22 protein-coding genes are annotated in these 26,971 nt (G+C 60.1%); 9 read left to right on the forward strand and 13 right to left on the reverse strand.

Annotated elements, in window-relative coordinates; translation table 11 throughout:
* Positions 1-3: 3 nt before the first annotated feature.
* From pqqC to pqqF, 4 genes are read left to right on the forward strand one after another with little or no spacing between them, the layout of a single operon-like run.
* Positions 4-759, forward strand: a complete 756-nt coding sequence (pqqC, locus tag ACJ8HN_RS05795) for a pyrroloquinoline-quinone synthase PqqC (protein WP_039566149.1) — start codon at positions 4-6, stop codon at positions 757-759.
* Positions 759-1,037 carry a pyrroloquinoline quinone biosynthesis peptide chaperone PqqD gene (gene pqqD / locus ACJ8HN_RS05800; RefSeq protein WP_033634534.1) on the forward strand — a complete coding sequence of 93 codons (279 nt, stop codon included), beginning with the start codon at positions 759-761 and terminating at the stop codon, positions 1,035-1,037. Before pqqC ends, pqqD begins: the two co-directional genes overlap by 1 nt.
* The gene (gene pqqE, locus ACJ8HN_RS05805; RefSeq protein WP_442523149.1) at positions 1,030-2,166 is read left to right on the forward strand and encodes a pyrroloquinoline quinone biosynthesis protein PqqE; all 1,137 of its coding nucleotides are present in this window, start codon (positions 1,030-1,032) and stop codon (positions 2,164-2,166) included. The genes pqqD and pqqE overlap by 8 nt, the downstream gene beginning before the upstream one ends.
* A gap of 2 nt (positions 2,167-2,168) precedes the next feature.
* Positions 2,169-4,484 (forward strand): pyrroloquinoline quinone biosynthesis protein PqqF, encoded by a 2,316-nt coding sequence (gene pqqF / locus ACJ8HN_RS05810; protein ID WP_442523150.1) that lies wholly within the window; start codon positions 2,169-2,171, stop codon positions 4,482-4,484.
* A 404-nt stretch (positions 4,485-4,888) separates the two neighbouring features.
* On the opposite strand, the gene ACJ8HN_RS05815 is transcribed toward pqqF, so the two are convergent.
* The 6 genes from ACJ8HN_RS05815 to ACJ8HN_RS05840 all read right to left on the reverse strand — a co-directional run bounded on the left by ACJ8HN_RS05815 (position 4,889) and on the right by ACJ8HN_RS05840 (position 11,288).
* A complete protein-coding gene (locus ACJ8HN_RS05815) occupies positions 4,889-6,274 on the reverse strand; it encodes a purine-cytosine permease family protein (protein WP_047567500.1) in 1,386 nt (461 codons plus the stop codon).
* A 161-nt stretch (positions 6,275-6,435) separates the two neighbouring features.
* Positions 6,436-7,902, reverse strand: a complete 1,467-nt coding sequence (locus ACJ8HN_RS05820) for an aldehyde dehydrogenase (RefSeq protein WP_442523151.1) — start codon at positions 7,900-7,902, stop codon at positions 6,436-6,438.
* A gap of 11 nt (positions 7,903-7,913) precedes the next feature.
* Positions 7,914-8,951, reverse strand: coding sequence for an LLM class flavin-dependent oxidoreductase (locus tag ACJ8HN_RS05825; RefSeq protein ID WP_033648300.1), 1,038 nt, complete (start codon positions 8,949-8,951; stop codon positions 7,914-7,916).
* 19 nt (positions 8,952-8,970) lie between these two features.
* The gene (locus ACJ8HN_RS05830; RefSeq protein WP_039566161.1) at positions 8,971-9,900 is read right to left on the reverse strand and encodes a flavin reductase family protein; all 930 of its coding nucleotides are present in this window, start codon (positions 9,898-9,900) and stop codon (positions 8,971-8,973) included.
* The gene (locus ACJ8HN_RS05835) at positions 9,887-10,714 is read right to left on the reverse strand and encodes an alpha/beta fold hydrolase (RefSeq protein WP_033648298.1); all 828 of its coding nucleotides are present in this window, start codon (positions 10,712-10,714) and stop codon (positions 9,887-9,889) included. Before ACJ8HN_RS05835 ends, ACJ8HN_RS05830 begins: the two co-directional genes overlap by 14 nt.
* Positions 10,686-11,288: an amino acid synthesis family protein gene (locus tag ACJ8HN_RS05840; RefSeq protein ID WP_033648297.1), complete on the reverse strand. Its 603-nt coding sequence runs from the start codon at positions 11,286-11,288 to the stop codon at positions 10,686-10,688. The genes ACJ8HN_RS05835 and ACJ8HN_RS05840 overlap by 29 nt, the downstream gene beginning before the upstream one ends.
* Positions 11,289-11,625: 337 nt before the next feature.
* Between ACJ8HN_RS05840 and ACJ8HN_RS05845 the strand changes: the two genes are divergently transcribed.
* Together ACJ8HN_RS05845 and ACJ8HN_RS05850 are read left to right on the forward strand one after the other, a co-directional pair.
* The gene (locus ACJ8HN_RS05845) at positions 11,626-12,420 is read left to right on the forward strand and encodes a GntR family transcriptional regulator (RefSeq protein ID WP_230200406.1); all 795 of its coding nucleotides are present in this window, start codon (positions 11,626-11,628) and stop codon (positions 12,418-12,420) included.
* A 1-nt stretch (position 12,421) separates the two neighbouring features.
* Positions 12,422-12,718 (forward strand): DUF1330 domain-containing protein, encoded by a 297-nt coding sequence (locus ACJ8HN_RS05850; protein ID WP_039566163.1) that lies wholly within the window; start codon positions 12,422-12,424, stop codon positions 12,716-12,718.
* Between the two features lie 68 nt (positions 12,719-12,786).
* Here ACJ8HN_RS05850 and ACJ8HN_RS05855 read toward each other — a convergent pair whose 3' ends face one another.
* Both ACJ8HN_RS05855 and ACJ8HN_RS05860 read right to left on the reverse strand, forming a co-directional pair.
* Positions 12,787-13,119, reverse strand: coding sequence for an AprI/Inh family metalloprotease inhibitor (locus ACJ8HN_RS05855; protein WP_039566164.1), 333 nt, complete (start codon positions 13,117-13,119; stop codon positions 12,787-12,789).
* Positions 13,120-13,217: 98 nt separating this feature from the next.
* Positions 13,218-14,657 (reverse strand): serralysin family metalloprotease, encoded by a 1,440-nt coding sequence (locus ACJ8HN_RS05860; protein ID WP_442523152.1) that lies wholly within the window; start codon positions 14,655-14,657, stop codon positions 13,218-13,220.
* 933 nt (positions 14,658-15,590) lie between these two features.
* Here ACJ8HN_RS05860 and ACJ8HN_RS05865 point away from each other — a divergent pair.
* The gene (locus ACJ8HN_RS05865) at positions 15,591-17,684 is read left to right on the forward strand and encodes a putative bifunctional diguanylate cyclase/phosphodiesterase (RefSeq protein ID WP_060452654.1); all 2,094 of its coding nucleotides are present in this window, start codon (positions 15,591-15,593) and stop codon (positions 17,682-17,684) included.
* Here ACJ8HN_RS05865 and ACJ8HN_RS05870 read toward each other — a convergent pair.
* Positions 17,681-18,877, reverse strand: coding sequence for an MFS transporter (locus tag ACJ8HN_RS05870; RefSeq protein ID WP_442523153.1), 1,197 nt, complete (start codon positions 18,875-18,877; stop codon positions 17,681-17,683). The genes ACJ8HN_RS05865 and ACJ8HN_RS05870 overlap by 4 nt on opposite strands.
* Positions 18,878-19,026: 149 nt before the next feature.
* Here ACJ8HN_RS05870 and ACJ8HN_RS05875 point away from each other — a divergent pair, with 149 nt between their 5' ends.
* The gene (locus ACJ8HN_RS05875; protein ID WP_442523154.1) at positions 19,027-19,944 is read left to right on the forward strand and encodes an ABC transporter substrate-binding protein; all 918 of its coding nucleotides are present in this window, start codon (positions 19,027-19,029) and stop codon (positions 19,942-19,944) included.
* Positions 19,945-19,997: 53 nt separating this feature from the next.
* Here the strand turns inward: ACJ8HN_RS05875 and ACJ8HN_RS05880 are convergent, their stop codons facing one another.
* Positions 19,998-21,761: a sigma-54-dependent Fis family transcriptional regulator gene (locus ACJ8HN_RS05880; protein ID WP_060421019.1), complete on the reverse strand. Its 1,764-nt coding sequence runs from the start codon at positions 21,759-21,761 to the stop codon at positions 19,998-20,000.
* 275 nt (positions 21,762-22,036) lie between these two features.
* Here ACJ8HN_RS05880 and exaC point away from each other — a divergent pair, with 275 nt between their 5' ends.
* Positions 22,037-23,557 (forward strand): acetaldehyde dehydrogenase ExaC, encoded by a 1,521-nt coding sequence (exaC, locus tag ACJ8HN_RS05885; protein WP_060421016.1) that lies wholly within the window; start codon positions 22,037-22,039, stop codon positions 23,555-23,557.
* A 66-nt stretch (positions 23,558-23,623) separates the two neighbouring features.
* On the opposite strand, the gene adhP is transcribed toward exaC, so the two are convergent.
* The 3 genes from adhP to ACJ8HN_RS05900 form a co-directional block, all read right to left on the reverse strand.
* Positions 23,624-24,640: an alcohol dehydrogenase AdhP gene (gene adhP, locus ACJ8HN_RS05890; RefSeq protein WP_033634519.1), complete on the reverse strand. Its 1,017-nt coding sequence runs from the start codon at positions 24,638-24,640 to the stop codon at positions 23,624-23,626.
* A 203-nt stretch (positions 24,641-24,843) separates the two neighbouring features.
* Complete coding sequence (gene blh, locus ACJ8HN_RS05895; RefSeq protein WP_442523155.1) at positions 24,844-26,154, reverse strand: bifunctional sulfur transferase/dioxygenase Blh; 1,311 nt, start codon at positions 26,152-26,154, stop codon at positions 24,844-24,846.
* Positions 26,151-26,936 carry a sulfite exporter TauE/SafE family protein gene (locus ACJ8HN_RS05900; protein WP_077791463.1) on the reverse strand — a complete coding sequence of 262 codons (786 nt, stop codon included), beginning with the start codon at positions 26,934-26,936 and terminating at the stop codon, positions 26,151-26,153. The genes blh and ACJ8HN_RS05900 overlap by 4 nt, the downstream gene beginning before the upstream one ends.
* Positions 26,937-26,971 lie beyond the last annotated feature (35 nt).

Below are 26,971 nucleotides of genomic sequence, written 5' to 3' on the forward strand. Positions count from 1 at the left end.
GCCATGACGCAACCACTGCCCCTGACTCCGCCGGCATTTGAAGCGGCGCTGCGCGCCAAAGGCGCTTATTACCATATTCACCACCCGTACCACATCGCGATGCACAACGGCGAAGCGACCCGCGAACAGATCCAGGGCTGGGTGGCCAACCGGTTCTACTACCAGACCAGCATTCCGATCAAAGACGCGGCGATCATGGCCAACTGCCCACAGCCGGAAACCCGCCGCAAATGGGTGCAGCGCATCCTGGATCACGATGGCTACGGCGGCAGCGAAGGCGGCATCGAAGCCTGGCTGCGCCTGGGCGAAGCCGTCGGGCTGCAGCGCGACGCCCTGCTCTCTGAAGAATTGGTGCTGCCGGGCGTGCGCTTCGCGGTGGACGCCTACGTCAATTTCGCGCGCCGCGCCTGCTGGCAGGAAGCGGCCTGCAGCTCGCTGACCGAACTGTTCGCGCCGCAAATCCACCAATCGCGCCTCGACAGCTGGCCGCAGCACTACCCGTGGATCGACGCCGCCGGCTACGACTATTTCCGCAGCCGCCTCGGCCAGGCCAACCGCGATGTTGAACACGGCCTGGCGCTGGCGCTGGACTATTGCGACACCGTAGAAAAACAGCAGCGCATGCTGGAGATCCTGCAGTTCAAGCTGGACATTCTGTGGAGCATGCTGGATGCCATGAGCATGGCCTATACCCTGAACCGCCCGCCTTACCACAGCGTGACCACCGCGCGGGTATGGCACAACCAGAGGCTGGTGTAATGACGCTGAACCCTGAACACACCCCCGTCTTCCGTCGCGGCTACCGCCTGCAATGGGAGCAAGTGCAAAACAGCCACGTGATCCTCTACCCGGAAGGCATGGCCAAGCTGAACGACAGCGCCGCCGCCATCTTGCAGCTGGTCGACGGCAACACCACGCTGAACGGCATCATCGCCCAGTTGAACGCCCGCTTCCCCGGCGCCGAAGGGCTGGCGGAAGACGTGCTGGAGTTTTTCCAGCGCGCCTACGAACAAAAATGGGTGACCTTCCGTGACTGAAGCACGCGCGCCGGCGGTGAACCCGCCGCTCTGGCTGCTGGCGGAGCTGACCTACCGCTGCCCGCTGCAGTGTCCGTATTGCTCCAACCCGCTCGATTTCGCCGCGCAGGAAAAAGAGCTGACCACCGCGCAGTGGATCGAGGTGTTTCGCCAGGCGCGGGCGATGGGCAGCGTGCAGCTCGGTTTTTCCGGCGGCGAGCCGCTGGTGCGTAAAGATCTGCCCGAGCTGATCGCCGCCGCGCGCGAGCTCGGCTTTTACACCAACCTGATCACCTCCGGCATCGGCCTGACCGAGAAGAAGCTGCAGACCTTCGCCGATGCCGGGCTGGACCATATCCAGATCAGTTTTCAGGCCAGCGATGAAACGCTGAACGCCGCGCTGGCGGGCTCCGCCAAGGCGTTTCAGCAGAAGCTGACCATGGCTAAGGCGGTCAAGGCGCTCGGCTATCCGATGGTGCTCAACTTCGTGCTGCATCGCCATAATATCGGCCAGATCGACCGCATTATCGAACTGGCGATCCAGCTGGACGCCGACGACGTCGAGCTGGCGACCTGCCAGTTCTACGGCTGGGCGCACCTCAACCGCGAGGGCCTGCTGCCGACCCGCGAGCAGATCGCCGACGCGGAAGCGGTGGTGAAACGCTACCGCGAACGCATGGCCACCGACGGCAAGCTGGCCAACCTGCTGTTCGTCACGCCGGACTACTACGAGGAGCGCCCCAAAGGCTGCATGGGCGGCTGGGGTGCCATCTTCATGAGCGTGACGCCGGAAGGCATGGCGTTACCCTGTCACAGTGCCCGCCAGTTACCGATCGCCTTCCCGTCGGTACTGGAGCACGATCTGCAGCATATCTGGTACCACTCGTTCGGCTTTAACCGCTATCGCGGCTATGACTGGATGCCGGAGCCGTGCCGTTCCTGCTCGGAGAAAGAGCAAGACTACGGCGGCTGCCGCTGCCAGGCGTTCATGTTGACCGGCAAAGCCGACAACGCCGACCCAGTGTGCGGCAAATCGCCCCACCACGGCACCATTCTGGCAGCGCGGGAAGCGGCGAATCGCTCGCAGATCGGTATCGATCAGCTGCGTTTTCGCAATCAGGCCAACTCCCGTCTGATCTTCAAGGGTTGACGATGGCACTCGCCGGCGCCTCCTGGCAGCTCGACAACGGTTTGGCCGTCAAGGCGATAAGCGATCCTGCCGCCGCGGGCGCCGCCGCGCTGGTGCGCATTGAAGCGGGCAGTTTTCAGGCGCCCGTCGCCTGGCCGGGCCTGGCGCATCTGCTGGAGCATATGTTGTTTCGCGGCAGCGCGAACTACGGCGTGCAAGATGGTCTGATGGCCTGGGTCGCCTCGGTGGGAGGCCGGCTGAACGCCACCACCCAGGCCTCGCAAACCGCCTTCTTCTTCGAGGTGAGCGCAGACCATTTGGCGCCGGGGCTGGCGCGGCTGAGCGATATGCTCGCCGCCCCGCAGCTGGCGGCCGAGGCGATCGCTCAGGAGATTGAGGTCATCGACGCTGAATATCGCCTGCTGCGCGCCGATGTGGAAACCCGCTGCGAAGCCGCGCAGCGACAGATGTTCAGCGGCCTTGACGCAATGCATCGCTTTCATATCGGCAGCCGCGCCGCCTTCGGCAGCGATATTTCCGCGTTGCAGCTGGCGCTGCGGCAGTTTTATCAGCGCTATTTTCGCGCGCCAAACCTGACGCTGTGGCTGCAAGGCCCGCAATCGCTGGCGCAGCTGCATGCGCTGGCCCAGCGCTACGGCAGCCGGCTGCCGGCGGGCAACGGCTCACCGCACGAGAGCTCACCGCCGCTGACCGCTGCGGAAGATTACACCCTGACGCTGCCCGGCACGCCGCAGCTGAGACTGGTGTTTGCCCTGCCGCGCTCCCATTCGCGCGGCTGGCTGCGGCGGCTGGAGCGCCTGCTGCTGGACGAAGCCCCCGGCGGGCTGCTGGCCCGGCTGCGCGCTCAGGCGTGGTGCGATGCCGTTCGGCTCGATTATTCGCGCTGCAGCGAGAACAACGCGCTGCTGAGTTTTATCTTTACCGTCAATCACGGTTCAGCCGCTGAGGCTGCCTGCATCGAAAGCGCCCTGCTGGCGTGGCTGCAGGCGCTGCAGGTGCTGACACCGGCCCAGCTTGCGCATTACGAGCGGCTGGCAAATCGCGATTTCCACCGTTTGGCGCCGCTCGACCAGCTGCGTGCCAGAGCGTTTAGGCTGCCGCCGGCGGAGCCGAACGACGATTGGCCACGGCATATTGCGGCGTTGATTAGCGCGCCGCGCCGTCGCCTGGCCGTGCGGCCCGAAGGCGGCGGTGAAACCCGTGAAATTCAAGGGCTGCCGCTGGCGCTTGGCCCCTTCGCCGGCGCCGCGCTGACGGCTACGGCGGAACCCTTCCGCTTTTTCTCCTCCTCGGCGGCGCTACCGAGCCCGACATTGCCTGCCGGCCTGGCGCCGCTGCGGCATCTGCGCCCCGACGAAGCGCAGCCGGTGCTGCTGCTGCGGCCGACGCCGTCCAGCCCCTTCAGTGATGCACAGGCCTACGGCTTACAGGCAGCGCTGCGCGCCGGGGCGGCCGAACTGGCGCATCGGGAAGGACATTTAAGCTTCGAACGCCACCAGGGTGCGTGGCTGCTGCAGCTGGCGGGCAGCCCCGCGCTGCTTTGCCACGGGCTGAGCGAGGTGAACCGGGCGCTGGCGGCGTTGCCGTCGGCCATTCTCAACGAGGCGGCGAGAAACCTGCGCCATACGCAGTTGCAAGAGCAAAACGACATCGCCATTCGTCGCCTGCTGGCCCAATTGCCCGCGGCGCTCAGCGCGCCGACAGCAACAGCGGTTCAGTGGCATGCCACCTTAGTCGGCGGCGATGGCGAGTTAAAACGGCAGCTGTCGCACCTGCTGTACGACTTCCCCTATCCCGTGGCCGCCGAGCCGCCGCTGCCGATATATCAGCATCATCGCCCCGTCACGCTGACGGAAAGCGGCGCCGAACACGCCTTGCTGCAGTTTTACCCGCTGCCGAACGGCGAAGCCGAAGGCCGTTGGGCGCTGCGCGTGCTGGCCCAGCTTTACGCGCCGCGCTATTTTCAGCGGTTGCGCGTGGATCGCAACGTGGGCTACGTGGTGCAATGCGCCTTCCACCGCTGCGCCGATGCCGAAGGCCTGCTGTTCGCGCTGCAATCCCCAACGTTCAACGTTGAACAGCTGCGGCAGTTAACCGACGAATTCTTACTGCAAATGCGTCATGAGCTGGCGCACGTGGGCGCAAACGAGCTGGCACAAACGCAACAGGCGCTGCGGCAAAGCGTGCAGCGCCTCAGCGCCGAGCTATTGCAACGCGCACGCAAAATCGCCCTGGAAAATCACGCAATCATTGCCGCCGAGCCCATGACATTGACGCAACTGGCCTATTGGCAGCAGCGGCTATTCGCCACAGGCTGATGTTGCGTCGGAGCCAACCCGACGCAATATAAACGTAGCGAGACAACTAATAACCAGGGGGAATATATCTCAAAAATCATATTCCCTCCTGTAAGAATTACATCGGAAAATCATTTGAATAACAGCATGTTGATTAATCGCCTAACCGACGCCCTCCTTTTCCTTTTATGGCAGGCATATATTCTTCGCCTTTTAATTCTTTTAAACTCATAAGCTAGCGATATATAAAACACCATGAGCAGCAACATTAATATAACAATCATAAGTTAGCCCAAATCCATTTAGCCATTTCATATGATTATTATCTAATTTAATAAATTAAAAAATTAGAAACATCCTGTTCTAAAAATTACTTTATCATATTACTCAAACCGGCCTTTTATGCTGGCCGGGATGCAGGAGAATTATAATTGCACCGCCCAGTTAGCCCGTCGCGAACAACACAATGGGTAGGCGATGCCGGTCAGCACCATGCTGATCACCCAGGAAATGTCTGCACCCGGGATCAGATTGGCGTAAGGGCCGGAGAAGAATGCGTTCTCGACGAAAGGCACCTGCACCGCAATACCGCCGAAATAAACGCCGAGCGCGCGGGTGTTTAGCAGGCCGTAGCGCCCGCCGTCGGCGCTGAAAATGGCCGAAATGTCATAGCGTTGGCGGTTAAGCAGGTAAAAATCAATCAGGTTGATCATGCACCAGGGGATCAGCACCGAAATCAAGGCAAAAATCAGGTTCAGGAACAGATGAACGAAGTTGGCCGAGGCAACCAGCGCCACCCACACAGCCCCCAGCAAAATCAGCGCCGAGAACAGCGTGCGTATACGCGCATTCGGCATCCACTGCGGTAAGAAGGTTTGTACCGCAGTGATGAGTGAAAGCACCGCGCCGTACAAATTCATCGAGTTATGGCAGATGATGTTGATCAGAAACAGCACCATCAGCACCGGCCCCAGCCCTCCCGTCGCCTGGCGCACCGCCTCCATGGCATCGTCGCTGCCGGCGACCAGATTGACCGCCACCACGCCGAACACGAAGGCCAAAATGGTGCCGCTGCAGGCGCCCAGGTAGGTATACAGGAAGGGTTTGGCAATGCCGACTTCCGCCGGCAGGTAACGCGAATAGTCTGACGTGTAGGGCGAGAAGCTGATTTGCCAGACTGCGCCAATGCAGAACGTGGCGAACCAACCGGCAATGCTGAACGATCCCCGCTGCCAAAAATCCGCCGGCAGCGGTTGAGAAAACATCAATACCAATCCGAGAATCAGCGCGCTGCCCATCACCCAGGCGCCGATTTTGTTGATCTTGTGGATGAAACGGTAGCCCACCACCCCGATCAACGTTGCCAACACCGCGCCAATCACCGTCGCCACGCCCATGTTCAATGACGGGATGACGTTATGGATGACCTTGCCGGAAAGCGTGATGTTAGAAATAAAGAACCCCAGATAGATCACCGTGGCGAACACGATCACCAACAGCGAGCCGTAGCGGCCAAACTGCGCCCGGCTCTGCACCATTTGCGGTATTCCGACCTGTGGCCCCTGGGCAGAGGTCAGCGCCAGAAAAATACCGCCGAACAGGTGGCCGGCGATAATCGCGCTCAGCGCCGAGAGAATATCGAGATGAAACGTTTGTGTGGAGATGGCCCCGGTCACCACCGCCAGCGGCGCAATATTGGTGCAAAACCACAGGGTAAACAGGCTGCGGGCATGGCCATGACGCTCCCCGGCGGGAACAAAATCGATCGACTTGTCTTCAATAAACGCGGTCTGCTCTGGCTGAGAGTTCATATATCCCCCGGTTAACGTGGATTATTATTTTTTACAGCGTGTTAGGGTGCGAATAGGTCGAAAAAGCGTGCGTCTGCCCCGGCGACATTGCGGTCGCCTGTATCAATGCGATGAAAACGGGGCTGCCGGCGCGATCTGAAATCGCGCCTGATTGCGCTGACTCAGCGCATGACAAAGGGATCGTCTATCGGATCGTCGCTGGTGCGCAGCCACACCGTTTTGCTGGTGGTGTATTCCAGCGCGGCGTCAATCCCGCCCTCGCGGCCAAACCCCGACTGGCCGTAGCCGCCAAACGGCGCCAGCGGCGATACCGCTCGATAGGTATTCAGCCACACCACCCCCACCCGCAGGCGACGGGTCACCCGATGCGCGCGCGTCAGGTTCTGCGTGAAAATGCCGGCCGCCAGGCCATAGACAGAATCATTGGCAAGCTGAATGGCCTCCGCTTCGTCCCTGAAGGTCAACACCGACAGCACCGGGCCGAACAGCTCTTGCTTCACGCACTCGGCGTCGGGTTGCGCGCTGCAATCGACAATCGTCGGCGGGTAGTAAAAGCCCGGTGAGTCGATCGCCGCGTGGCCAATCACCAGTTTTGCCCCCTGCTCCAGCGAACGGCTGACGATGGCGGCGATCCGCTCTTGCTGCTGCCTGGTGCAAAGCGGCCCGAACTGGGTGTCCGGGCGATCTGGCGGCCCGATGCGGATGCTGCGCACCTTCTCCGTCAGCCGGGCCAAAAACGCATCCTTGATGCTTTCCGCCACCAGCAGGCGCGAACCGGCGACGCAGCTCTGGCCCGACGCGGCGAAAATGGCGGCCACCTGCGCATTCGCCGCGCTGGTCAGATCCGCATCATCGAAAACGATAAACGGCGATTTTCCGCCCAGCTCCAGCGAGGTGCTGGCGAGGTTTTCCGCACTGCCGCGAACGATGTGCTTCGCGGTTTCCGCGCCGCCGGTAAAGGCGATGTGGTCTACCTGCGGATGCGCCGTCAGCACCGCACCGCATTCGGCGGCAAAACCGGTGATCACATTGCATACGCCGCGTGGAAAACCGGCCTCGTCTATCAGTCTGGCGAACGCCAGCAGCGGCGCCGGCGCGGTTTCCGCCGCTTTGACCACCAGCGTGCAGCCGGCGGCGATCGCCGGGCCGATTTTCACCGCCGCAAGAAACAGCTGGCTGTTCCAGGGCACGATCGCCGCCACCACCCCGATCGGTTCGCGACGTACCCAGGTTTCCATGTCGGCTTTGTCGATCGCCAGCACGCTGCCTTCCATCTTGTCGGCCAGGCCGGCGTAGTACCGGTAGTATTCCGCCACATAAGCGATCTGCGCCTGGGTTTCCCGGATGATCTTGCCGGTATCCAACGTTTCCAGCCGCGCCAGCTCGGGGGCGTGCTGCTCCAGCAAGTCGGCCAGCCGCAACAACAGCTTGCCGCGCGCGCCGGCGGTCATATCGCGCCACTCGGCCCCCTGGAAAGCCCGGTGCGCCGCCGCAACGGCGCGATCCACATCCTGCGCGCGGGCTTCCGCCACCTGCGCCCAGGGTTCGCCGCTCGCCGGGTTGATCGAGTCGAAGGTGGCCGAACCGGCGTCAAACCGGCCATCGATGTAGAGTTTGAACGATTCCATCAGCGCCTCCGTCAGTGAAATTCCGGCATCACGCAGCGAATGAACCGCTCCAGAGAGGCCTTTTTACGCGCAAAGCTCATGCCGCTGTCGATCCACAACGCAAACTCGTCATACCCCAGCGCCTCATATTTTTTCAGCCGCGTAATGACCTCATTGGCGGTGCCGATAGCCAGGTTGGTGCGCATCATCTCGGCGGAGTAATAGGTATTGGCGGCGATCTCTTCGTCGCTCAGCGGCTGAATCAGCCCTTGCCGCACCGGCCGCTGGTTCTTGAACCAGGCGCCGAAGTAGTGGTAGAAACGGTTGAGCTCTTCCGCCGCCAGGCGGGCATCCGCCTCATCTTCCGCTACGTAGCCATGCTGCAACAGCATGATCTTCAGCGGCTGCTCGGCGGCGAAGCGTGCACGCGCCTCGTTGAAACAGGTCACCAGCCGCACGATCTCCTCTTCCCCTTGATGCAGCGGCGTAACCTGAACGTTGCAGCCGTTTTGCACCGCAAATTCGTGGCTGTTGGGATCGCGCGCCGCCACCCAAATCGGCGGATGCGGCTGCTGTTTCGGCAGCGGCGACGAGGTGGTCGCCGGGAACGACCAGTATTCCCCCTGATGGGCATAGTCGCCCTGCCACAGTTTTTTCACCGCCGGGATCAGCTCGCGCATGCGCTGCCCGGCATCCCAGGCGGTCAAACCGGGCATCAGCCGTTCGTATTCATAGGAATAGGCGCCGCGCGCGATGCCCAGCTCCAGCCTGCCGCCGGTGATGATGTCGGTCATCGCCGCCTCGCCCGCCAGACGAATCGGGTGGTTGAACGGCGCAATGATGGTGCCGGTGCCGAGCCGCACCCTCGAGGTGCGCCGGGCAATGTCCGCCAGATTGATGAACGGATTCGGCGCAATGGTGAAATTCATGCCGTGGTGCTCGCCGGTCCAGATGGCGTGCATGCCGCCGCGATCGGCGATTTCACACAGCTCGATCATCTCCTGGTAGAGTTTTTCCTGCGGTTCGTCGGGTAACGTTCGTTCCATATGCACGAATAAAGACAGTTTCATCACACTCTCCCGTTCAGCCTCAACCGGCGAATTGCTTGATGGCACCGCTGTGCTCATCGCCATAATAGATACCGTAATTGCCCACGGCGTTTTCTTTGACGAACCGGCCCAGCATCGATCGCAGCGCCGGATCCTTGATCGGCAGCCGCGCCAGCGTCGGCATGTCGAACCATTCCGCCGCGCCCAGCTGCGGCGTCAGGCTGCCGGCGTCGGTCGGCAGCGCGCACAGGAAAACGATGTGTTGCTGGTGCTTCTGGCGGTCGTCATAGACGGAATAGACGAAGCCCGGATGGGCGTTGATGCCCAACTGCTGCAGTAAATCTCCCAACGTTTCGCTGACGCTGCGTTTCTCCACCGCGCTGGACGGCAGTTGATAGCCGCCGTCATTTTGCCGCACCATCACGGCGTGCCCTTCAAACTCGATCAACGCGCTTACCACCACCTGCGGCCCGCCAATCAGCGACTGCGCGTTTTGATAAGGCGTGAAATAAGCGCCGCGGTAATACCCCAGACCGGCGGTGGCGTTGGACTCGAACCCTTCGACCTGGCCGATCAGAATGGCATGGTCGCCGGCGTCCACCACCTGATGCAGCGAGCAGTCGAACCACGCCGAACTGTTATCGATCAGCGGCACCCGTGATGCGCTCCAGCGCCAATCGATCAGCGCAAAGCGGTCTTCGTTCTTTTGCGCAAAAATGGTTGAAGCCTCTTTTTGCTGTTCCGCCAGAATATTGATGGCGAAATGGCTGCACTGGGTAAAATGCGCCAGATTCGCCGAACGTTTATCGATGCTCACCAACAGCAGCGCCGGATCCAGCGACACCGACGAAAACGAATTGGCGGTGAAGCCAATCGGCCGCCCCTGCTTGTCTACCGAGGTCACAATGGTGACGCCGGTCATAAAGGCGCCGAAAGCGTCGCGCAACTGCCTGCGTTTATCCGCGTCCATTTGCTGCTCCTAAAGTCAAAGGTTGCTCTGAGGTCAGAAAATCAAGCATCAGCGCGTTGACACGTTGCGCATCGGTCAGACTGACCATGTGTTTGGCGTTCTCAATGATTACCGCGCGCCCGTTCGGTGCGGCCTGCGCCATTTGCCGCGCCATCTCCGGGCTGGAATTGGCGTCGTGCTCGCCGGTCAGCACCAACACCGGGCAGCGGATAAGGTGCCAACGCGGGGCATACACCCGATCGCCGGTAGCAAACGCCTGATAGGCGCGGGCATAACCCGCTACGTCCACCTGTTGCAGCCAGCCGCCCACCTGCCGGCGCAGACCCTGTTCGGCGGGATCGGCGCCAAACCACCGGCTCAGCGGCGAGTCGAGCTGCGTCTGGCCGCTGGCCAACGCGCTGGCGCGTTGCGCGACCTCGGCGCTGGCCTTTGCTGAGCGCTGAAACACGCCGCTCATCACCACCGCGCGATTGACCCGCTCCGGATAATCGATCGCCAGACCGGCGGTGATCAACGCCCCCATCGAGTGCCCCGCCACCGCCGCGCTCGGCGCGCCCAGGGTGTTTAAGAAGGCCGCCATCCAGCGCACGTAATCCTCCAGCGTCGCGGCGTGGGCGAAACCTTCGCTTTCTCCGTGGCCCGGCATATCGACGGCGATGACCCGAAAGTGCGCGCTGAGCGCATCGAGCTGGGGATACCAGGCCTCCGCGTTCATGCCTACGCCGTGGATCAATACCAGCGGCTCGCCACGCCCGGCCTCCAAATACCCCACCCGCAGAGCGGGTTCAGACAGCTGCCGGATTGTTCTGATCATGGCCCAGCTCTTTCAGATCCAGATAACGGTTGCCGATGCGGTGGTGCGGCCGCCCCCCCAGCGCCGCGCCCAGTGCGATGACGATTTCATCGTCGAAGGGCGCGTCGTTGATGTTGAACTGAAATGTCAGGTAGTGCTCGCGGCTGCCTTCGTCGTTTTTCCCCATCATCGGGATCAGGATCGGCGCGTTGGCCGGCCCGCGGGTATTGTTGAACGCCAGATAGCTCTTGCCGTTGACCGCCGAACGGTAGTGGTTGCCGAAATGCAGCGTGTGGATCAGCGCCGAGGCATGTTCCAACTCGCCGCCCAGCCCCACCACCGCGCTTTTGCCGAAGGCTTCCACCCGCTCGCCGGAGCCGGCTTCTTTGAGGATCAAACCGGTCAGCAGCTCGCCCAGCACCGGTGCCATTTCTCGAATCTTTGGCGCCAGATCCTCGACAAAGCCTTGCCCGGCCCAGGGGTTTTTGATCACCGCCGCCGCCGCGATCATCACCAGCGGTTTGCCGGCCGATTTGCCGCCGTCGGCGTAGAGGGTTTCTGTGGAAACCAGGGTCTTGCGGATGTCTTGATGCATAAGGGACCTCGAAAAGTAAATCAAATGTTAATCAGATGTCGCGAGTCGAGGGTATAGCATCGGGCAGATTGGCATGTCAAAATTTGGTATACCATAATACGGTATTCTTATTTTCACTTGGGCGGTAGAGCAAATTTGAAAATAACAGCTGTTAATCAATGCATTAGTAAATTTTCGTGGGCTTTGGCAGGGAGTGAAACACCGGCCACGACCGCGTCCGCTCAGCACCCTGTGCCCGTGCCGCAGCCGTTGAGCCAGCGGCTATCGGCAACGAAAAGCGGTTTTTTTAGGCTATCTTTCGATTTTGTGAGCTGCTGCAACATTCGCCGTTTTGGCGATGCGGCGCGAAATCGACCGCCGTTGCTTTGCGGGTTGGAAAGATGTTAATAGTACCGGGCAAACGGAAATACGCGTCGTTATCCGGATTAATGATGATCCACAAAAAATAGAGACAATTATGGTTCAGGCGTCATTGAAAATTGAGAATGCACCGGTCACCTTGCGCGAATTGGCATTGGCGAAAATTAGGCAGGCGATTATCTCAGGGTATTTTCAGGCCGGCGATCGTTTGGTGGAACGCAGCCTGTGCGAGGAGCTGGGCGTCAGCCGCAGCGTGGTGCGCGAGGTGATCCGTTATCTCGAAGCGGAGGGGCTCATTGAAACGCTCGGCAAGAAAGGGCCGATTGTCGCTATTCTGACCTGGGAAATTGCCGAGCAGATTTATACTATTCGCCTGCTGCTTGAACAGGATGCCGCTCACGACTGCGCCCTGAAAGCCGGGCCGGAAGATAAAAAGAAACTGCATGAAAAATTAATTGCGATTAATCAGGCGTCGGCCGGACAAGACGATATTCAGCGCGTTGAAGCCTCGCAGGCCTTTTATGAAACCATTTTCCAGGTGGCCCATCACGCCATTGCCTGGGAAATCGTTCAACGCCTGAACAGCCGCATCAGCCGCCTGCGCGCCCTGACCCTGAAGACCCCGGAGCGCCAGCTGGCCGGCTTCGAGCGCATGACGCGCATTTATCACGCCATCGAACAAAACAATCCGACGCAGGCCAGGCAAGAAGTCATCGATCACCTGACCGAGGCCGCCGCGCTGGCCAAGCGCATTCTGCAACAGGAGTCCTGAGATGCCCGCTTACTGGATCGCCCATGTTACCGTGAAAGATCCGCAGCAATATCAGCATTACATGGATTTGGCGCCCCAGGCGTTTCGCCAGTTCAACGCCCGTTTTCTCGCCCGCGGCGAACAGGCGCAAACGCTGGAAGGCCCATCGTTTGTGAAACATGTGCTGATCGAATTCGACGACTACGCCACCGCGTTGGCCTGCTACCATTCGTCGGCCTATCAGTTGGCGAAACAACAGCGGCGCCACGTGGCGGAAGCCATGATTACCATCGTCGACGGCTTGCCGCCCGCCCATTAAAAAGCCCCCGCCGTTACGGCGGAGGCTGGGTGATGTGAGGCGTGATAACCGCGTTCAGAAGCGCCGGGTCAGGCCGGCGTTTTCCGCTCGTTATTTCTCTTCAGGATCTTCCCAGTTTCAGCCCAGATCTGGCTGCGATAATGATCGTCTTCCTGAGAGAAGAAAAGTACGGTCAGCCCATCCTTGTCCAACAGCGCAATGCCATCGGGAGCAGGACGCCACGCCACAGGCTCTTGCGGCAAGACGTCGGGCGTGCAATCAGATAAAAATTTCAGGCTATAGCCGCCGGCCGATTCCACACTCTCCGCGTTGAGCTGCACAACACAAGACTTTGATTTATCACTGACCGTCCACTGCCCGGATAGCGTTTCGGCGGAAGGTAACACCAGACTGCTTGCCATAGAGGCTCCTGAAAACAAGAAAATTATTCCGACAAGAATAAATTTGCACATAGCTGGCCCATGCGAAACGGTGGGCATCATCGCCCACCGTTGCCGTTTTACACGATAAAGTCAACAGCGACGTCGGCCTGCCCGACGATGTGCACCAGGAAGTCTGGATTTGCACCGCCATGGATATTGAAGGCCAATTCACTCAGATTGCTCTGGGTATCATAGGATACCAGCGCCTCACCGGCCTGCCCGCTGAAATGATCGACAAACTGAATGAAATCACTGCCTTTAGCGCCCTGGTTGAAGAAGGACAGATCGATCTTGTCCTTGCCTGACTCAAAGTCCCAAATGGTATCAGGAGCCCGAATAGGCGAGTCATTCACATCAGAGAAGACAAAAATGTCGTTGCCTTGCCCTCCCCATAATTGATCCTGGCCCGCTCCACCGTAAATGACATCGTTGCCGGCGCCGCCTTTTAGCGTATTGTCTGCGTGATTCCCAACAATGACGTCATTACCTGAGCCCCCTATCGCGTTTTCGATGGTGACGCCAGCGGCGATGGAAACATTCCCTTTTAATCCCCCGACGTCGGAGAAAGCGCCTTCGTTCAAGTTGATACGTTGATTTTGGCTATACCCCGAGAAATCAAGGGTATCATTACCGCCTGCATCCCAAACAGACATCACCAGTTTGTCGTGGCTGTCATTGAGCGTATAGAAGTCTCGGCCTGTATTTGAATTAAACCCGTAAACGGTGTCGCCGGTTCGGGTGGTCATATTGGCGCCGTAAAGATGCTGGATGGCCGCGATATCATCAACCAGCGGCGCAGCGGCATAGTAATGGCCATGATCCGCATTGGTAATGGATTCATTCCAGTAACTCATTACGCTAAATTGCCGGGTATCTTCGGCGTAAACTGCCTTGGTATAATTTGGGCTGCCTTGCCCCGCATTATAAGTGCCCGGGTGATCTAACCCGAGAGTATGGCCAACTTCATGGGTAATGGTTAAGCGGCCGTAATTACCTAGCTCAGGATGCAAATTTTCGGAGTGATTCTTAATGTTGTACCAACTTTGCCCATCAGAATTGAACCCCCTGTAATCATTGCCATTATATGAGAACGGTTTCAAAGCATACGCTTGTCCTGTCCCCTCATAATTGCCAAAGGTAATATTGGAGGGTTGGCCTGTGGCAACTTCGACAAATTTGATGTTGGCAACATCGGCCCAGGATTGCAAAGACAGCTTCGCCTGTTCTTGTTGCTGTTGCGTGAACGCGCTCAGCCCCGTATCACGTTCCGGGGAGCGGTGGCCCAGGTTCAGTTCGTTATAATCCCAATCCGGGAAGGAATAGGTCACCGTCGCCTCTTTTCCCGTGACGTGTACGCCATTCCAGGTTTTATCGCCGCGCGCGATCTGCAACCCCGCCTGATTTATGTCATAAGACGGTTTGTTATTTATCGTCAGACCATTTCCGCGCTCATGGTAGTGAATAAGATCGTTAACGCTGTCCCAACCCGTTTCGTTTCCATTCATGGTATTACCCATAACTTTCTCCACAAAGTAGCTAGTATTGCTATGACATCCGAAATGTCCCTTGGGGATAATCAAGATCCTGAGAATAGCGATCACCCGATACGCCCCACTCTTTTTGCCTATCCCTTTACAATTGACTTTTAACTACCCGATGCCTCCTTACCCATGATTGAGAACTGATGCAACTGCGTGAGATCGCGATATGTCCGTGCAAAATGCACGGAAATAATAGGCGCATTGATCCGGCAAGGGTTTGATTCCAGAGTTTGCGCGTTGAGGCTAAGTTGAGATGCCGCTCAAAGGGGCGGATGACAACGGCCGTTCGATACCTTGTCTCGTTGCCAGAGACCACAGCAGACGTGGTCTCGTGTTGTGACCGTTGCCGGTTATCCGAACCGTTACCCGAAGAAAATTACGTGAATGCATTTGCGCCACCATCCAGTTTTGCTAATGATTATCATTCGCGAGGCTATCTCACACGTAAGCAAAGTGTCAACAGATGAAACAAAACATTTCTTGATTTGCATCATGATTTTTTCGCTAAGCCCCAGTGAACGGGCGACGACGGGCGTTGCAGAGTGCATAAAATGGCGTTTATCACCGTCTGGACTGCGGTTTTTGTCAGTATTACCGCATAGAGCAGGCAGAATACCGTTCGGAAGTACATCATGGCGACTGAACATTTGGCCACAGAGAAACATCAGGAATGATTAATTTTCACGGCAATAACGCGGCGTGGTCCGATTACTTATTTTTCGCTGCAATATAAGGGATGCTTATAAATAACAGGAGTATTCCTAATGCGTTCACGCGGGATGTATTCCATGCTGGCGGGCCGATTTTTAGCCGCGCCCGCTGGCTATTCCCATTTTAATTGGCAAGACTATATTGAAAGAAGCTCTGCCCTAGAGCGAGAATATGGGTAATTTTCCGAGGAAATACCGCATGACCCTGTTGCCCAAGCAGAGCAATAACAAAAATCCGATTGATCTCTATGGCGAAATCGTAGACGACTTGCCCGGCCTGATTTGCTTCGGCAACCGCCTTGGCGGTTACTTCAATAAACAGTGGCGCGACTATACCGGCGCCATCGCCGGTGAACACGGCGCCGCCGACTGGCTCGATGCCCTGCACCCCGACGATCGCGAGCGGCTGGCCGCGCAATGGCGCCAGGCGATCGTGGCCCTTTCCTCGTTCGCCGGCGAAGCCCGCCTGTGCGATCGCAGCGGCGCCTACCGTTGGTTTATGCTGGCGTTCAACGCCCGGCAGGACGGCATGGCGCTGGAGCTCAGCTGGTACCTCACGGCGACCGACATCCATCCGCAAATGCTGCAGCGCCAGCAAAACGTTCAGGCGCTCTCTATCCAGCAAGACATGCTGGACGCCAGCGTCGACTGCATCAAAGTGATCAATCACGACGGCACGCTGCGCCACATGAACCGCTCCGGCAGCCTGGCCCTTGGCCTTGATCCGGCGCAAAAAGAGTTTGGCATGCCCTGGCTGGGGCTGCTGTCGCCCGAGATCCGGCGCCGCGGCAGTAAGGCGCTGCGCAGCGTCAGAGCCGGAAAGAATGCGCGCTTCACCGGATTGAGCGTGACGCCGCAGGGTAAAAAACAGCACTGGGACAACATTCTCACGCCGGTCAGCGACGAACACGGCGCCGTGGCCGAGATCTTGTGCGTCTCGCGCGACGTGACTTCACAGCGCGTGATGGAACAACGTCTGTTGCTCGCCAGCGAATATGACGAATTGACCGGCCTGCCCAACCGGCGCCTCTTCAAGAAAAAGCTGAAGCAAGAGATGAAGCGCGCCCTGCACGGCAACAAGTCCCTCGGGCTGATGCTGTTGGATCTTGACCACTTCAAGCTGGTGAACGACACGCTGGGCCACGCGGCGGGCGACCATCTGCTGCGGATCTTGGGTAAAAGGCTCAGCGCCTGCATGAATGCGCACTCGTTCGTCTCCCGCCTCGGCGGCGACGAGTTTGCCGTGGTGATCAGCGACGTCGAAAACGAGCAGGATATTTTCCGCATCGCCAACAAGTTTCTGCTGCAGCTGGAGACGCCGATCACCCACGGCGGCAAGACGCTGCATTGCGGCATGAGCCTTGGCGGCGCCATCTATCCCAAAGACGCGCGCGACGCTTCGGAACTGATGAAATGCGCCGATACCGCGCTGTATGAGCTGAAAGACGGCGGCCGCGGCGGTGTCTATATGTTCGACCGCAAAATGATGGACAAAGCGCGCGCCCGCGCCAGCCAGCTCAACTACGCACGCCAGATCGTGCGCGACAACTGCATCCGTCCCAGCTACCAGCCGAAGGTCTGCCTGACCGACGGCAGCATCGTCGGCTTTGAAGCGCTGCTGCGCTGGCACTGCCCGATCAACGGCGTGCAGCTGCCGGCAACGGTAAGCGAGGCGTTCAACGACTACGAGCTGGCGACCAAGATCAGCGAGGCCATGCAGCTGAAGGTCTTCGCCGATATCGCCCGCTGGCGCGCGGCCGGCGTGGCGGTGCGGCCCATCTCGCTGAACGTGTCGCCGATCGAGTTTTTACGCGACAACTACGCCGAAACCTTCCTGCAGCGCCTGCTGAAGTTCCACATTCCCCACCCTCTGATCGAACTGGAAGTGACCGAACACGCGTTCAACAAGCACGGCTCGAAGTACGTGCTGCGCGCGCTGCAAATGCTCAAGGAGATGGGCATCCGCATCGCGCTGGACGATTTCGGCACCGGCCACTCCTCCTTCAGCCATATCATGGATTACCCGCTGGACTGCATTAAGCTGGACTGCGACTTCGTTCAACGGATGAATACCGAACCGGCGATCCTGGCGATCGTGGAAAGCATCGGCATCCTCGGCCAAAAACTGTCGATCGATATCATCGCCGAGGGTGTGGAAACCGAGCAGCAGCGGCAAACGCTGTGCGAAGCCGGTTTCCATATCGGCCAGGGTTATTTGTTCAGCCGGGCTGTGGAATCCCAGCGGGTGCCCGAGCTGCTGCAGGCGATGCCGCAACTTGTCGACGGCCGTTAAGCGCCCCGCCGTTCGCCGAGCGGCGCCAGCTGCATGCCGACCAGCGTCACCACGCAGATGAGCGCCCCGGCGTAGAAGGTGGAGGCGGAACCGAACAGCTCCCACAGGGTTCCGGCCCCGAGACTCGCCAGCAGCAGCGCCACGCCACTGATCAGATTGAACATGCCGAACGCGGTGCCGCGCAGGTGCGCCGGCGCGGTATGCGCCACCATCGCCGCCAACAGTCCCTGCGTCATGCCCATGTGCACGCCCCACAGCGCCACGCCAAACAGCACCCCGCCCCAATGATCGCTCAGCGCCAACACCACATCGGCGGCGATCAGCACCAGCAGCCCGGCTTTCAGCAATCCTTCATGGCTCATGCGATCGGACAGTTTACCGAACGGATAGGCCGAGCAGGCGTAGACCAGATTCATGGCGACCATCCCCAGCGGGATCAACGCCAGCGGCGTGCCGCCCTGCTGCGCCTTCAGCACCAGGAACGCTTCGCTGAAGCGCGCCAGCGTGAAGACGGCGCCGATACCCACCACCCACCAATAGCCGCGCCCCAGCAGCCGCAGATTGGCGCGGGTGATCGGGTTGGTGCGCTTGTGGGTTATCGCGGCGGCCGGCTCTTTCAGGCCAAAAAACAGCAGCGCAATCGCCAGCGCCGCCGGGATCGCCGCCACCCAAAAGATGGCGCGAAAATCGTTGTGCCACAGCAGCATCAGGCCGACGGCCAGCAGCGGCCCTAAAAAGGCACCGACGGTATCCAGCGACTGGCGCAGCCCGAAGGCCGCGCCGCGAATCTCCGGCGGCGTCACGTCGGCCACCAGAGCATCACGCGGCGCCCCGCGGATGCCTTTGCCCACGCGATCCAGCAGGCGCGCGCTCATCACCATGCCGGACGACGACGCGATGGCGAAAAACGGTTTGCTGATGGCGCCCAGCCCGTAGCCCAGCAGCGCCAACCCTTTGCGCTTGCCGAGGTAATCGCTCAGCACGCCGGAGAACACCTTGACGATCAATGCCGTCGCCTCCGCCAGCCCTTCGATCAGCCCGATGACGATCACGCTGGCGCCGAGCGTCGTCGCCATAAACAGCGGCAGCAGGCTGTGGATCATTTCCGAGGAGACGTCCATCAGCAGGCTCACCCCACCCAATACCCACACGCCGCGCGGTATGCGGCCCAACGTAGCGAAACGCGACAGCATGGTTCATCCTCGAGAGATTCAGCGCCACCGGCGGCGCTTCATGACATTTCCAAGATTGGATAGTTGATTTTGTTCGTTCACAGATCTGCCGCCTTTAGAGATAGTGCAACGACCTTGTGACACCCATAATAATGAAGGTAATTAACATAATGATATATAGCAAAAAGATGATTGTGATGGCGGCGCTGCTGAGCTTTTCCGCCGCGGCCGCGCCAGGGGTGGATCTCGTCGCCAACGAAACGCCGATCCACACGGTGAAGAGCGCCGAAGCCGTGGCCAAAATCCCCGCCGGCTTCCGGTTCGTGGAGCCCGGCACGCTGACGGTGGCCATTTCCCTGCTGGGCAGCGGCCCGCCATTCGGCCTGTACGCCCGCGACAATAAAACGGTGATCGGCAGCGAGGCGGACATCGTGCGCCTGGTGGCCGACGGCTTGGGATTGAAACTCAAGCTGGTGCCCACCTCGTGGGAAGACTGGCCGCTGGGGGTGGCCTCCGGCAAATATGACGCCGCGGTTTACAACATCACCGTAACCAACGAACGCAAGACCAAATTCGATTTCGCCACCTATCGCCAGGATACGCTGGGGTTCTACGTCAAATCCGACAGTAAAATCACCCAGATCAACACCGCGCCGGATATCGCCGGCAAGAAGATCATCGTCGATTCCGGCACCAATCAGGAAGCGGTGCTGCTGGCCTGGGACAAGGAGAACCGCGCCAAGGGACTGGCACCGCTGCAGCCGGTGTACGTCACCGACAAGGCCGCCTCCACGCTGGCCATTCAGTCCGGCCGCGCCGACGCCACCTTCGGCCCCAACGTCTCCGGCGCTTATCAGGCGCGGCTGACCGGCAAAACCCGGCTGGTAGGCATCGTGCCCGGCGGCTGGCCGAAGACCGCCAACATCGCCGTCACGCTGAAGAAAGGCAATGGCCTGGTGGATGCGGTGCAGGCATCGCTCAACAGCGCCATCGCCAACGGTAGCTATCTGCAGGTGCTGGATCGCTGGGCGGAGAGCGACGAGAAGATCGCCCATTCGGAGATTAACCCGCCGGGGCTGGGGGATTGAGAGAGCAACAGGCTCCGCGCAGCGGGGCCTTATCGCCGCTCAATCGAGAAGTGTCATTCCGCCGCCGCTTTCTGCCTTCCCAGCTTGCGGTACAGCGTGCTACGCGAAACGCCGAGCGCCTTGGCCGCCCGACTGAGGTTGCCGCCCGCCCTGTCGATCGCCGCCTGCAGCGCCTCCAGGCCGGTATCGGCGCTCTCCTGGCGCGGCGCCAGCACCGCGATGGACTGCGGCAGATCGTCCAGAGTGAGCACCGCATGATCGTCCGCCAGCGCCAGCAGCACCTTGAGCGTACTCAACAGCTGCCGCACGTTGCCGGGCCACGGGTAGCGCGCCAGCATCGCCAGCGCTTCCGGCAGCAGGCGAATGTCGCGCCGCTCACCGCCCAACTCTCGCCACAGCTGCATAATAAAGGCCTCCAGCTGCGCCCGCTCTCGGAGCGGCGGAATGCGCAGGCTGTATTCCTGTATGCGGTACAGCAAATCCTCGCGAAACGCCCCCGCCTCAACCTGCCGATGCAGATCGTGGTGCGTGGCGCAGACCAGCGCAAAATCGACCGCAAAGGCGCTGCGGCTGCCGAGCGGCGTGACCGTTTTTTCCTGTAACACCCGCAGCAGCCGCGTCTGCAGGCCCGCCGGCATGTCGCCGATTTCATCGAGGAACAGCACGCCGCCGTCCGCCTCGCGGATCTTGCCGATATAGCCTTTCGGGTTGGCGCCGGTAAACGCCCCCGGCGCATAGCCGAACAGCTCGGATTCGATCAGCGGCTCGGGCAGCGCCGCACAGTTGATCGCCACGAAGTTGCCGTTGCGCCAGCGGCTCTCTTGAAACAGGCGTCGGCTGAAGTGCTCTTTACCGCAGCCGGTTTCGCCGGTCACGCACAGCGAAAGGCCGGCGTTGAGGATCCGCAGCGCTTTCTGATGCTGCTCGTCATGCCGTTCCGCCGGCGGCGTGGAACGCAGGGCGCTAACGCGGCGCTGCGGCGCCTCGAGCAGAGAATAATAGTGCCGTTGATTGCCGGCCAGCGTCTGACGCGGCGCGCCGGAGGGCTGTCGCAACAGATCGGGGAACAGCTGGGCGAACTCGACGGAGCCGAATGCGGCCGGCGAGAGCTGAAACTCCATCATCGCCAGCCGATTGGCGGCGACCAGCACTTCGTCGTGAAACACCAGCAGCAGCTCCTGCGCGCTGCCCAGACGACCGGCATCGGCGTGCAGGCGCAGCGTCCAGTGACGATCGGCGATCGCGCTTCTGACCCAGCGGTGTTCAATATGCCGCACCGCCTGCATGATCAGGCGCTGCGCATCGCGATACGGCCGCTGCGCGGGGGCGGAGAGATCCAGTATGCCGGCAATGCGGCCATCCGGCCGATAGATCGGCGCGGCGGTGCAGTTCAACCCGGCGTTTTGGTTGAGGAAATGCTGGCCGCCGCGCACTTCGCAGAACGCGCCCAGCGCCAGCGCGGTGCCGATGGCGTTGGTGCCCCGCTCCGCTTCTCCCCACTGGTTGCCCGGCGCCAGCGCAAAGCGCGACGCCTTGTGCAAAAAGTCGGTATTGCCGCGGGTTTCCAGCACCAGCCCGTCGGCGTCGGCGATCACCACAATGGCGGGCTGGCGCGTAATTTGCGCGCCCAGCTGCTCGATCAGCGGCTGTACCCGCTGCGGCACCCAGTCGTTGCGGCTACGCAGCTCTTCGAGCAGTCCGGCTTTGATAAACGGGATATGGCGATCGGCGCGCGTCAGGCCGTAGCCCCGGCTGCGCTGCCAGGATTCCGCCAGCGGACTGGCGCCCTCGGTGGGCAAGCGGTCGTCAGGCAACATGCGTTTCTCCCCCGTTCGCGAGTGTTGCAAATATGTATCACAGATGTGTATCAAGCGTTGCGACACGGGACACAAAAAAACACCGACGGCGGCGGAATCGCCCGATTTGCTAAGTCATATCATTTTTTAACACGCTAATAAATAAGCCATTTTTATCATCACCCTCGCCTTTCGTTAATCTGGCACGCGCCGTGCTTCTCTGTGCTGCGGCGGCATGCCGCATTCACAGGCGCAGCCCAATAGCGCTGATTTTCATCTGCAGAGAGGTGCTTAACATGAAATATGTCCACCCCGGTTTGCCTGGCTCGCTGGTTTCGTTCCGCAAGCGCTATGGCAACTACATTGGCGGCAAATTCGTCGAACCGGTATCCGGCAACTACTTCACCAACACCTCGCCGGTGACCGGCCAGCCGATCGCCGAATTCCCGCGTTCCGACGCTAAGGACATCGAGCTGGCGCTCGACGCGGCGCACGCGGCGGCGGACGCCTGGGGCAAAACCAGCGTGCAGGCGCGTTCCAACGTGCTATTGGCGATCGCCGATCGCATCGAATCGCGGCTGGAGATGCTGGCGCTGACCGAAACCTGGGACAACGGCAAACCGATCCGCGAAACCCTGAATGCCGATCTGCCGCTGGCGGTCGACCATTTCCGTTACTTCGCCGGCTGCCTGCGCGCGCAGGAAGGCTCCGCGGCGGAGATCGACCAGAACACCGTGGCCTACCATATCTATGAACCGCTGGGCGTGGTCGGCCAGATCATCCCGTGGAATTTCCCGCTGCTGATGGCCGCCTGGAAACTGGCGCCGGCGCTGGCGGGCGGTAACTGCGTGGTGCTGAAACCGGCGGAACAGACCCCGCTCGGCATCAGCGTGCTGATGGAAGAGATCGGCGATCTGCTGCCGCCGGGCGTGCTCAACGTGGTGCAAGGCTTCGGCGCCGAGGCCGGCGAAGCGCTGGCTCGCAGCAAACGCATCGAGAAGATCGCGTTCACCGGCTCCACGCCGATCGGCCGCCACATCCTCGCCTGCGCGGCGGAAAACATCATCCCCAGCACCGTCGAGCTGGGCGGTAAATCGCCCAACATCTATTTCGCCGACATCATGCAGGCGGAGCCGGAGTTCATCGACAAGGCGGTTGAGGGGCTGGTGCTCGGTTTCTTCAACCAGGGGGAGGTCTGCACCTGCCCTTCACGCGCGCTGATTGAAGAATCTATCTATCCGCAGTTTATGGAGAAAGTGCTGGCGCGCATCGCCACCATCCGCCAGGGCGATCCCTTCGACACCGACACCATGCTCGGCGCGCAGGCGTCGCAAGAACAGTACGATAAGATCCTGTCCTACATCGACATCGCCAAGAATGAGGGCGGCAACATCCTCGCCGGCGGCAAACGCACGCAGCATGGGGATGAATTGCAAAACGGTTTCTACCTGCAGCCGACGTTGATTACCGGCAACAACAGCATGCGCTTCTTCCGCGAGGAGATCTTCGGGCCGGTGATCGGCGTCACCACCTTTAAAGATGAAGCCGAAGCGCTGGCGCTGGCCAACGACACCGAGTTCGGGCTGGGCGCCGGGTTGTGGACCCGTGACATCAACCGCGCCTATCGCATGGGCCGCGCGATCAAGGCCGGGCGCGTGTGGACCAACTGTTACCACCTGTATCCGGCGCACGCCGCGTTCGGCGGCTACAAGAACTCCGGCATCGGGCGCGAGACCCACAAGGCGGCGCTGTCGCACTATCAACAGGTGAAAAACCTGCTGGTCAGCTACGACGCTAAACCGCTGGGCCTGTTCTGAGCCGGACGTAACAACCAGAAGGCCACCCGCAGGTGGCCTTCTTATTGGCATGGTTGGTGGCGTGATTTATTTCGCCATGCCGAGATCGATCACCATGCGACCGCGAATGGTGCCCGCCTTCATCTCGTCGAAGATGGCGTTGATGTCGCCCAATGGCCGTTTGGTCACTTTCGGCGTCACTTTGCCTTCGGCGGCGAACTGGAACGCCTCTTTCAGATCTTCGCGCGTGCCCACCAGCGAACCCACCACCTGAATGCCGTCCAGCACCAGGCGCGGAATGCTCAGATCCATGCTCTCCGGCGGCAGCCCCACCGCCACCACTTTACCGCCGGCGCGCACTGCATTGACCGCCGAGTTGAAGGCCGCTTTCGCCACCGCCGTCACCACCGCCGCGTGAGCGCCGCCGGTTTGCTGTTGAATGATCTCCTCGGCGTTTTGCGTTTTGGAATTGATGGCCAGATCGGCGCCGATCTGTTTGGCGAACTCCAGCTGGCCGTCGTTGACGTCGATGGCGATCACTTTGGCGTTAAACACGTTCTTGGCGTACTGCAGCGCCAGGTTGCCCAGCCCGCCCAGGCCATAGATGGCGATCCACTGCCCCGGCTTGATATCGGAAATTTTCACCGCCTTGTAGGTGGTGACGCCGGCGCAGGTGATGCTGCTGGCGGCGAAAGAATCGAGCCCGTCCGGCACTTTCACCGCGTAGTCCGCCACCACGATGCACTCTTCCGCCATGCCGCCGTCAACGCTGTAGCCGGCGTTTTTCACCGAACGGCACAGGGTTTCGTTGCCGCTGACGCAGTATTCGCAATGGCCGCAACCCTGGTAAAACCAGGCGACGCTGGCGCGGTCACCCACTTTTAGCGAGGTGACGCCCTCACCGACGGCGGAGACCACGCCGATGCCCTCATGCCCCAACGTAATGCCCGGCACCTCGCCGAAATCGCCGTTTTTCACGTGCAAATCGGTGTGGCACACCCCGCAACACTCCATTTTCAACGCCGCTTCGCCGTGCTTCAGCGGGCGCAGCACTTTATCCTGAATGTCTACGGTATGGTTTTTCGTCACTACGGCAGCTTTCATGGTGTTTTCCTTAGCAGAGTGGGAAGTACAGTTGTTAATGTAGTGACTGTATTCGGTGAGGGCAAGCGCCGCATGTTTTGTGTAAAAACAAATAATTAAATATGAACCAGCATGATTATTTCATAAAAAACAATTAACAGACGGCGCGATCTCATTCGCATTGACCGCAGCGGCGGCGAACGATCGCGCACCTCTGGCTTGATTCAGCGCTTAAATCGATTCACGGGAATTTTCAGGTAGCGTTGCCCATCGTCTTCGCAGTCAGGCAACACGCCGCCGCGAATATTGACCTGCAGCGCCATCAGCATGAGTTCCGGATGCGGCAGCGTGGCGTCCCGCTGCTTTCTTTGCGCAATAAAGCGGGATTTATCCATGTTGACCACCCAGGGATTGTTCTCGCGCTGCTCTCTCACGGTGCTTTCCCAGCGGGCCTCACGCCCCGCCGGGCGATAATCATGGCCGGTAAACAGGCGGGTATCCGCCGGCAGGCTCAAGATGCGTTGCAATGACTCCCACAAGGCCTCCGCATTGCCGCCAGGAAAATCGGCCCTTGCGGTACCGCTGTCCGGCATGAAGAACGTATCGTGGATAAACGCCGCATCCGCAATGTAGTAAGTGACGGACGCCAGCGTGTGCCCGGGAGACAGCAAGACTTCAGCGCGCAGGTTGCCGATAAAAAAGACGTCCCCATCCGCGAACAACACATCCCAGACGGTATTGGCCGCAGGCAGGTCTTTTAAATTATAGATCTCTTCCCACAGCCCCTGAACGGCGGTAATTTTTTCACCGATGCCAGTAAAGGCGCCGGTTTTCTGCGCCAGCCAGGTGGCGGCAGAAAAATGATCGGCGTGCGGGTGCGTATCCAGCACCCAGGCCACTCCCCACCCCCGTTGGTGGATAAAATTCAGAATATCATTGGCCTGTTGATGCGAGACCGTGCCCGATCGGCGGTCAAAATCCAGTACCGGGTCGATAATCGCACAGCGGCGCGCCTCGGGATCGGCGACAACATACTGCAGACTGCCGCTTTCCGGCTCATAAAACGCGTGAACTTCCGCAGTGGCCCGCACGGATCGATGCTTGCCGTACCAGCTGAGCGCCTTATCGGCGTCCGCGCCGTATTCGTCGCATTGGCGGCGAAACTGCGCTTCATCTATCTGACCTTCGCGCAGCGCATACAGCAGGGAAAGGCAGGCAGAGCGAGCTCCGCTTCTGCAGTGCGCCAGGGTTTTCTTGCCTTGCCGCAACAGAAACTGGAAGGTGTAAACGGTCTCCCAGGTCAGCGTATCGAACGTATAAGGGAGATAGACGTAGCGCATTCCCCCTTGTTCAGCCAACGCTTTCTCTTGCTGATGGTCAAGATACTCCCCCGGCTCCTCATCCGGCCGATTGTTGACGATAAGGCGGTAGCCCTGTTGAGACAGCGCCTTGAAATCACTCGCTTCGGGCGCGGCCGAAAAGGAGAGTTGAGGGTGGTAAGTGCGGATGCGCATGTTTGTTTCCTTCCGTTTCATAGGCTTTTAAATAACATATACAGGGCCAGCGCCAGGAGCATGAGGGCATAGAGCACGTTGATAATGCCCTCGCGTTTTTTCAGGCGCTCGGCGAGCGCCACCCCCACCACGCCCCCCAGAACGCCGCCGACGATGAGCCAGCACGTAATGGCGAGCGACACCTTTCCGGACATGGCGTAGCTGGCGCTGGTCGACAGCCCCATGGCCGCCACGACCACCAGTGAGGTTGCCACCGCCTCAACCATCGAGAAGCGAAAAAACCAGACCAGCGCCGGCACAACCAAAAATCCGCCGCCAATGCCCAGAAAGCCCGCCAGCCCGCCCAGCGCGAGAACGCTGGGCCATACGATGGCGGGATGAACGGCAGAATGGGAGGACGGCAAGGGGTTGCCGGCAAGGGGATTTCTTTTCAGCGTCAATCCGGCGACCACCAGCATCAACAGGGAGAAAGGCAGGGTTATGTAGTGTCCGTCCGTGATTTTTCCCATCTGAGAGCCGGCCAGAGCCCCCATGACGGCGAGCAGCGAAACGACAAGCCCGGTCTGCCACCTGACGTTGCCTTTGGAGGCGTGCGCGGCCAGGTTGATCAGCGCGTTAATGGCCACAGACATGGCGCTGGTCCCTATAATCAAATGCGTATCCGGCACTTTCACCATATACAGCAATAATGGCACGCAGACGATTGAGCCGCCGCCGCCGGTCAGGGCCAGGAGAAATCCCACAATTCCCCCGGTGACCACTAACAGCATCACGATATAAAAACTGAAATGGAAAAAATCCACTGCGTTAATCCCTTAATGATGCTCATGCCATTTAT

This window comes from Serratia sp. CY29653 (assembly GCF_052169255.1).
GTDB lineage: Bacteria > Pseudomonadota > Gammaproteobacteria > Enterobacterales > Enterobacteriaceae > Serratia > Serratia sarumanii.